Source organism: Sphingobium sp., assembly GCF_003248505.1.
Taxonomy (GTDB): domain Bacteria; phylum Pseudomonadota; class Alphaproteobacteria; order Sphingomonadales; family Sphingomonadaceae; genus Sphingobium.
The window spans coordinates 1-2,275 of the sequence record NZ_QFOA01000160.1 but is presented as its reverse complement, the minus strand read 5'-3'; the positions used below and the strand labels follow the sequence as shown (position 1 = coordinate 2,275).

The 2,275-nt window shown below is 60.7% G+C and carries 4 protein-coding genes; 2 read left to right on the top strand and 2 right to left on the bottom strand.

Annotated features, from left to right (window positions below):
- Both DI606_RS20045 and DI606_RS20040 read left to right on the top strand, forming a co-directional pair.
- On the top strand, positions 1-453 hold a 453-nt coding region (locus DI606_RS20045), incomplete at its 5' end, for a cytochrome P450 (protein WP_293985762.1).
- A 4-nt stretch (positions 454-457) separates the two neighbouring features.
- Entirely contained in the window at positions 458-775 is a 318-nt protein-coding gene (locus DI606_RS20040) for a 2Fe-2S iron-sulfur cluster-binding protein (protein WP_293985760.1), read from the top strand.
- A 160-nt stretch (positions 776-935) separates the two neighbouring features.
- Here DI606_RS20040 and ribB read toward each other — a convergent pair whose 3' ends face one another.
- Positions 936-2,069, bottom strand: coding sequence for a 3,4-dihydroxy-2-butanone-4-phosphate synthase (gene ribB, locus DI606_RS20035; protein WP_293985758.1), 1,134 nt, complete (start codon positions 2,067-2,069; stop codon positions 936-938).
- Positions 2,066-2,275: hypothetical protein (locus DI606_RS20030; protein WP_293985756.1), on the bottom strand; the 210-nt coding region annotated here is incomplete at its 5' end. The genes ribB and DI606_RS20030, both read right to left, overlap by 4 nt.

Below are 2,275 nucleotides of genomic sequence, written 5' to 3'. Positions count from 1 at the left end.
CCCCCGCTCGGGCTACGCCCTCCCGGCGCTCGCCAACACCCGGATCAAGTGGCCTGGTTTTGCTCCGCCCAATGGACGACTTTTACGCCGCCGTTGACACCGGTGGTGTCGGAGGCGCGCATGGTCGCAAAGGATCAGGATTTCCGAGGCATCACACTCAAGCGGGGCGACATGATCTTGCTGCCCACCGCGTTGCATGGCCTGGACGAACAGCTGAACGACGATCCCTGGCGCATCAATCTGGAACGTCGCGGGATTTCGCACAGCACCTTCGGAGGCGGACCTCATCGCTGTGCAGGATTGCACCTGGCGCGCATGGAAGTGATCGTCACCATCGAGGAATGGCTCAAGCGCATTCCGACCTTCGCCATGAAGCCAGGAGCGCAGCCTATCTATCATTCCGGCATCGTCGCAGCTGTCGACAATGTGCCTCTGATCTGGTCGGAGAGCTGAACCTATGCCGAGTATCAATGTCATGACGCGAACGGGTGAATCGCGCATAATCGAAGCGGCTGAAGGCATCAGCGTGATGGAAGCGGTAAGGGATGCCGGCATCGACGAATTGCTGGCGCTATGCGGCGGATGTTGCTCCTGCGCTACCTGCCATGTCTACGTGGCAGAGGAGTTTGAAGACAGGCTTCCGGCGCTCTCCGATGATGAAAACGACCTGTTGGACAGTTCCGATCACCGGAACGAGCGCTCGCGTCTGGCGTGTCAGCTCGTGGTCAATGCGGGCATGAACGGGATGGCGTTGACGATCGCGCCCGAAGACTGACCTCAACCCGTTAAATCGACTGATTTACGGAGCGCGCCCCACCGGTCGCGCTCCGTACGTCGTTTGGGCGATGAATGTTGGCTTGTCGCTTCAGTCCACCGAGGGCAGCATGCGCACCAGGGGAATGCCGGCTAGCCGGCATTCCCGATGGCGATAAAAGTCAGGCCTGCGACTGCACCAGGCGCATAGCCGGCTCAACGAGCGGTCGCTTGGCCACAACCTTCAGACCAAAGCCTTCCAGCGCAGTCATCTTCGTCGGGCTTGACGTGAGAAGGATCATTTCGCCTACCCCCAGATCAAGCAACATCTGTGCTCCGATACCGTAGTCGCGATAGCCGTGCGTGTCGGAATAGGCTTTGCGGTTCCCCTTGATCCGCTCTGAAATCGACGACGGATTGGGATCGGATACGAATACCGCCACGGCTGGCCCGTCATAATCCGATAGTGCAGCCAGTGCTGTCGGGACATAGTTGCGATGTGCTTCCCGCCACCCCAGAATATCCGCCGTCAGATCCAGCTGATGCACGCGCACCAGCGTCGGCTTATCCTTCGTGGGCGAGCCCCGGACGAGCGCGACATGCTCGGCGCCGTCTATCTTGTTGCGATAGACGATCACCTGGAAGTCACCATGCCAGCTCTCGAACGGCGCCTCAGCCACGCGCTCTACCAGCGTCTCCAGACGTCGACGGTAGGCGATAAGGTCGGATATCGTCCCGACCTTTATCTTGTGTTCGCGGGCGAAGCGCAGGAGGTCCGGCAAGCGACTCATCGTGCCGTCGTCATTCATGACCTCGCAAATGACGCCCGCAGGCGTGAGGCCCGCCAGACGCGAGATATCGACCGCGGCCTCGGTATGGCCAGCGCGAACAAGCACGCCGCCGTCACGGGCGGTAAGCGGGAACACATGCCCCGGCGAAACGATGTCATGCGCCTGCTTGGACGGGTCCACCGCAACGGCAATCGTATGAGCCCGATCGTGCGCCGAAATACCGGTCGAAACCCCTTCACGGGCTTCGATCGAGACGGTGAACGCCGTGCCATGGCCGCTTTCGTTGCGGGTTGCCATGGGACGCAAGTCGAGTTGCTTGGCGCGTTCGTTTGTGATCGCCAGGCAGATCAGGCCACGGGCATGGGTGGCCATGAAGGTGATGATCCGCGGTGTCGCGAACTGCGCGGGAATGATGATGTCGCCTTCGTTCTCGCGATCCGGCGCATCCACGAGAATGTAGGGAAGCCCGTTGCGCGCATCCTCGATGATCTCTTCGATCGGCGCGATTTCACCATAGTCAGTCATTGGAAAAAGCCTTTGAAATATGCGGTAACATGCTGTGGAAGTGAGGCGACGGCGACGCCGTCTGTGAAGTCCCGGACGTAGCCGACGATGCTGGTCGCAGTGTCGAAATGCTCCTGGGAATAGCTGTGGCAGGCGTCGCGCATCGATGGTGCGGCATTGAGCGGCACGGCCGGCGAAAGATCGACCAAATGCCGCCGGCCCCGGGC

What these genes read in the sequence shown, in the direction of transcription:
- ribB (WP_293985758.1), bottom strand. Translation starts at nt 2,069, where the DNA reads ATGACTGACTATGGTGAAATCGCGCCGATCGAAGAGATCATCGAGGAT.
- DI606_RS20040 (WP_293985760.1), top strand. Translation starts at nt 458, where the DNA reads ATGCCGAGTATCAATGTCATGACGCGAACGGGTGAATCGCGCATAATC.